We start from the raw sequence: 6534 nt of genomic DNA, 5'->3' as shown, positions 1-6534 counted from the left end.
CCCACTGGATGACTCCACGCCCCATAGCTGGCGAATGGCCGAGTACGACAAGATCCGCCTGTTTATCGGCGGCGTCTTGGTCACACCGGTGCACACTGTCACCTGGGACGAGGCCAACAACCGATTACCGCTGACCATCACCATCTACTACGAAACCTGGCTCAAGGTCGGCGACGGCCAGAAGGTGCTCGAATACGAGGTCATCGACCAGTGCGGCAACTACTCGGTGAAGTGGTCGCCACAGGTGGTGCTCAAGGTCAATATCGGCAATGACAGTCGCCCTCGCCTGCCCTATGCCTATATCGACGAATCAACCCTCGGTGAAGAATTCGATACCCTCGACTACGATGTACTCGGCGAAGATAACGACGCCACCCTCGTGATCACCCAGGTTCGCCAGGGCTACTTGATTGGCGATGCCTTGCACATCACCCTGGAAGGACGCACCGCCGATGGCACTAGCGTGCACGAAGTCATTGACTTTCCGATTCCCGATGACCAGATCGGTCGTAATACCCGCCTGCCTCTGCGCAACGAAATCGTTCGCGAGCTGGTCGGCGGCACGGCAGTTCTGAGCTATGAACGGATTCGTGCCGGCAGCGAGCCGCAGCCGTCGGAACTGACCCGCCTGGCAATCATTGGCAGCTTCCTCAGCCGACTGGCCCGTCCCTTGGTGCTCGAAGCCGTCGGCGATTTCCTCGATCCGACGTCCCTGCTGGCTACTGTGGAAATCAGCCCCTATACCGGTCAGCAATCCAGCGACCGCGTTGACCTGTATCTGCTGGGGACGCGGGCCAATGGGGAACGGGAGTTCTGGCATTTCTTCAAGATGGCCGGCAGCAGCAACGCTCCGGTGCTCTTCTATTTGCAGCATGACCTGGACCTGGATATTGCCGGACTCAACGGTGGCACGCTGGAAGTGCATTATGTGGTCGACGGTGATCGCGAATCCTTGCACACCCAGCTCAATGTCGGTGAAGCCGCCGCGACCCTGCCGGCCCCGAACGTCCCCGAGGCCCCTGGTGGCGTGCTGGACCCGGAGGCCTCGATTCGTGGCGCCACAGTGGTGGTACCCAGGGCCGCTGATCTGGAAGAAGGCGATCTGCTCAGCGTGTACTGGCAGGGCAGCAAACCCGGCGGTAGCTTCATCCACCGCAAGTTCGAGGTCACCAGCGCCTGGCTCAACAGCGATATTCCGTTCCCAATCGAACGTGAGTATGTCGATGCCAACAAAGGTGGTTCAGTCAAGGCGTTCTATATCGTCGAACGCGGGCGCGAGCCAGTGCGCTACTCCCATACGCTTAACCTGAGAGTCGGAGCCAATCTGGCCTTGAAACCGCCCGAGGTACTGGAAACCATCGAGCCAGGCGGTAATGTGCTCAACCCGATCAATGCCCAGACCGCCGTCACGATCCGGGTGCGTTATGACGACATGAAAAACTCCGACAATATCCAACCCTACTGGAAAGGCATAGCCGGTATCGGTAGCCCGGTGATTGAGCCAAAACCTGGGAATGCCGCGCAGGGATATGTCGACTTCACCCTATCGGGTGCCGCTGCCGTGGGGGCCAATATCGGCAAGGTAGTGGAAGTCAGTTATGAGGTAACCAACTCCGAAGCGACCCAGTCTTCGGACCCGCTGAACCTGACCATCCAAAGCATACCGGTCTCGGAACTGCCTCCCTTGCAGATATTGGAGGCCAACGCCGGCCAGGTGGATGTCAACGGCACCGTGACTTTCCGGGTCGATGCCTGGCCATTCTATCGCCAGGGAGATCGGGTCTGGCTGGCCCTGGAAAGCGACAACCCGGATGGAACGCCCAATCGGTTGCCGATCTGGACCGCCTCGCCAATCAGTGCCTCGGAGTTCAATCAGAAATTCCTGACCCGAGTCATTACCAGCAATCCCGATCACACCACCTGGCTGCGAGCCCTGGAGCATGGCAGCGAATTGCGCGTGATATTCAAAGTCGTATTCGGTGGCGGTAGCAATGAAGCCGATGCGCTGACTTTCCCGTTGCGCACCTATACCGTCCATAACATTGAGGAGATAGAGGCGCCGACCATCACATCCGTCAAGAACGCCGCTGGCGGCGAGATCGCCAACGGATCCACTGTGGTCACCGCGACCGTGACGCTTACAGGCACGGCTCCCAATGGGCAGCAAGTGGAGATTCGCGACGGCACCAATACCGTGATGCACACGGCCACCGCCAATGGCAGTGGTATCTGGGCCACACCCGCATTGCCTGTAACGGCCAAGGGTTACAGCATCACCGCACGTGGTCTCTATGCCAGCAACCCGGTGTCCACGCCACCGCGTACCTTTACCGTGGTCGCCTCGGCAACGCCGACCATCACCTCCGTCAAGAACGCCGCTGGCGGCGAGATCGCCAATGGCTCCACCGTGGTCACCGCGACCGTGACGCTCACAGGTACCGCCCCCAACGGGCAGCAAGTGGAGATTCGCGACGGCACTAACGTGATGGGCACCGCCACCGCCAACGCCAGCGGTGTCTGGACATCGTCCGCATTAACGGTGACGGCCAAGGCCTACAGCATCACCGCACGTGGTCTCTATGGCACCAACCCGGTGTCCACACCGGCACGCACTTTTACCGTTACCGCGCTGGTGACCCCCACCTTGACTTCCGTGAAAGATCCCAAGGGGGCTGAAGTCGCGCAAGGGACTACTACCAGGGAAAAGGTTTTCACCTTGACCGGGACTGCCAGCAAACTTCAACGCGTCCAGATCGAAGACGGCAACGGAGCCTCAGCCGCCGTCCTGGGCACCGCAACTGCCAACGCTTCTGGTATATGGACCTTCACAACGTCTACCCGCCCAACCGGCGAGAGAAGGCTCTATGCCCGGTCGCTCTATCACCCCAGCTCGGTTTTTTCGAACGTGCGCACTTTTACCATCGCCGACGAGGTGAAACCGGTTATTACTGGCGTGCATACCTCTACGGGGGCTTCGGTCCCTCACAACGGAACTACCAATCAAAGAAGCCTGACAATATCAGGAACCGCAACACCCAACTCCACCATCGAGGTAAGGGACGGTACGACAGTCCTACTAACTACCTCGGTTAACAACTCCAGGGCTTGGAGTGGCCATATCAATAATTTATCGGAAAGAAAATACAACCTCATCGCTAAAATCGTCGGAGGAACGCTTTCATCGGACACCAGAAGTTTTACCGTACAATTGCATCCTCCTTTGGCTATGAATACCTCGCCAATGGTATTGAATGGCAGAGCCATCAGAACCAGCCTAGGCTGGCCACAGACCGGCAACGACTTCGTCAATAATACAGCTACTCGTACACCTACAGCAGGTTCCGGCTCATACGCCTATAGTTCGAACAACATTAGCATCGCCCCCGTGTCAAATACCGGAAAAGTCACAGGACTGAGAAATGGGAGTGCGAGAATTACCGTTCGAGACGAACAGACCGGACAGAGTCTGGGGTATGACGTGACCGTCAGCAATGTGTGGGAGTTGAATATAAACAACTCACGATTGGCGAGCCACGAAGCGAATACCTGGAGAATCAACAGGAGAGGCATCAATTTAATTCAGAGCGATATGGATTTATTGAAACGTTATTACACCAGCCCATTCCCACGAAGTAATTTACTGCAGAATGCATACTGGTGCGATACCTCAAGCGCCTCGTGTAGCGTTGGCTATAATCTGGTTTACTCAGCGACTAATGGAAATGTTTCATGCGGCCCGGCAACGGGGACATGGGGAGCATTTTGTATCACATCAAATGATTAAAACTCCATTCATGGGATGGTCCTGAAATGTGTGTCAGAAAGGGGAGCTCCGCTCCCCTTTTGCTTTTCATCAACCCTACCACTCGTCGCCACTGTTATTTCTGACAGCTAGCCAGTCCTCCCCCCCAGGCGTTGAATGATCCTCACGACTCGCCATCCGGGTTTTCGGGTCGCCTCCCTGAATCCGCCAAAGGTGCCTCGTCATGAACGAAGATCCTTCCTTGTCCGTGTCGCCTACGTCCCAAGGTATCGACTCCCTCTCTCTCAACCCCTCGTCCGCTCCCAGGCAGCCGGATTTCAGCTTCGAACGCGACCCCACTCCCGAACGCCGTCCCTTCAGCGACCTGGTGATCGAGGTCTATGGCCAGCGCCCAGTGATCGGCGCCGATATCGGTGTCAACAAGGCCGCCCTCGACACCTACTATCTCGACGGCCTGCTGTGTTACCTGCACCCCTATCTGTCGCAGGCGGAGGGCGACTTTGTCGAATTGTTCTGCGGCAATGCCGACGATCCGGTGGCCTTCACTTCCGTGTCCCAGGACGAAGTGGACAAAGAGGCGAAAATTCCCCTGTTCATCCCTCGTGCCCGCCTGCCCGACGGCGTGATCCAGCCGGTGTTCTTTCGCCTCACCCGCTATACCGGCGGCAACAGCGAAGAAACCCTGCACAAAAGCCTGCTGGTCGATACCATCCCGCCCGCCGGGCCCTACGATCCCATCCCCAGCACGCCCTGGCACGAAGAACTGGCCCCACCGGAACCGCCGCCATTCGTCATCGACTTCGGGGTCGACAAAGACACCGCCGAACACGGCGTGCCGATCACCATCAAACCCTACCCACTGGATGACTCCACGCCCTATAGCTGGCGAATGGCCGAGTACGACAAGATCCGCCTGTTTATCGGCGGCGTCTTGGTCACACCGGTGCACACTGTCACCTGGGACGAGGCCAACAACCAATTACCGCTGACCATCACCATCTACTACGAAACCTGGCTCAAGGTCGGCGACGGCCAGAAGGTGCTCGAATACGAGGTCATCGACCAGTGCGGCAACTACTCGGTGAAGTGGTCGCCACAGGTGGTGCTCAAGGTCAATATCGGCAATGACAGCCGACCTCGTCTGGCTTACGCCTATATCGAGGAATCAGCGGAGTTCGGTGCAGAATTCGATACCGTGGATTACGACCTCATCGGCGAGGACGACGATGCCACCCTCGTCATCACCACCATCCACCAGGGCTATCTGAACGGAGATGCCGTGCATGTCGTTCTGGAGGGACGTACTGCGCAAGGCGCCATCATCCGTGAAACCATTGACTATTCGCTCAACGACGCCGACACCCGCAGAAATATCGAACTGCCCCTGCGCAACGAGATCCTGCGCGAATTGGTCGGCGGCACGGCGGTCCTCAGCTACGAACGGATTCGTGCTGGCAGCGAGCCGCAACCCTCGGAAGTGACTCGTCTCGTCATCATCGGCAGTACCCTCAGCCGCCTGGCCCGACCCCTGCTGCTCGAAGCAGTCGGCGACTTCCTCGATCCCGCGTCTCCAGTAGCCACCGTGGAAATCAGCCCCTATCTGGGCCAGCAATCCAGTGATCGCGTCGACCTGTACCTACTCGGCACGCGAGCTAACGGCGATCTGGAGTTCTGGCACTTCTTCAAGATGGCCGGCAGCAGCAACGCTCCGGTGCTCTTCTATTTGCAGCATGACCTGGACCTGGATATTGCCGGACTCAACGGCGGCAAGCTGGAACTGCACTATCTGATAACCAATGCCGAAGGCGAGCGCGAATCCTTTCATACCCTGCTCAGTGTCGGTGAAGCCGCCGCGACCCTGCCGGCCCCGAACGTCCCCGAGGCCCCTGGTGGCGTGCTGGACCCGGAGGCCTCGATTCGTGGCGCCACGGTGGTAGTACCCAGGGCCGCTAACCTGGAGGAAGGCGATCTGCTCAGCGTGTACTGGCAAGGCAGCAAACCCGGTGGCAGCTTCATTCACCACAAATTCGAGGTCACCAGCGCCTGGCTCAACAGCGATATTCCGTTTCCGATCGAACGCGAATATGTCGATGCCAACAAAGGCGGCTCGGTCAAGGCCTTTTATATCGTCGAACGCGGGCGCGAGCCGGTGCGTTACTCTCATGTCTACCCCATCAGGGTAGGAGCCAACCTGGTCCTGGAAAAACCCGAAGTACTGGAAACCACCGAACCGGGCGGCAATCAGCTCAACCCGATCAACGCGCAGACCGCCGTCACGGTCAGGGTGCGTTACGAGGGCATGAGCAATTCGGACAATATCCAACCTTATTGGAAAGGCGTCGCCGGTATCGGCAGCCCGGCCATCGGCTCCAAACCGGGAAATGCAACCCTCGGATACGTCGACTTCACTCTGTCGGGCGCCACCGCCGTAGGGACCAATATCGGTAAAATGGTGGAAGTCAGCTATGAGGTGACCCAAGCCGGGGCGACCCAACCTTCGGATGAACTGAACCTCTGGGTGCAGGAAATCCCGCAGACCAGTCTGCCAATGCCCAAATTCTACGCAGACAATGTCGAGGTGACCGGCGATACGCTTGATGTCAGCAAGACCATAAAAATGCGCCTGCTCTCCTGGCCGTTGATTGCCGCAGGACAAAAAGTCTGGCTGCGGCTGGAGGGACTGAACGCCAACAACGCGCCGCACAATCACACCCTGTGGGAAGCCGCCACGGTTTCATCGACGTGGGTCAGCGACGGCCATGCGGAGATAT

General features: G+C 58.2%; 2 protein-coding genes. Both read left to right on the top strand.

The features are described from left to right. Positions 1-34: 34 nt before the first annotated feature. On the top strand, positions 35-3784 hold the full coding sequence (locus tag AWM79_RS04415; protein ID WP_060782234.1) for an Ig-like domain-containing protein: 3750 nt from the start codon (positions 35-37) through the stop codon (positions 3782-3784). 202 nt (positions 3785-3986) lie between these two features. Then, positions 3987-6534: hypothetical protein (locus tag AWM79_RS04410; RefSeq protein ID WP_060782233.1), on the top strand; the 2548-nt coding region annotated here is incomplete at its 3' end.

Source organism: Pseudomonas agarici (assembly GCF_001543125.1).
GTDB lineage: Bacteria > Pseudomonadota > Gammaproteobacteria > Pseudomonadales > Pseudomonadaceae > Aquipseudomonas > Aquipseudomonas agarici.
Note: the sequence above shows the minus strand (reverse complement) of the source record. Positions and strands in the feature narration are given on the sequence as shown.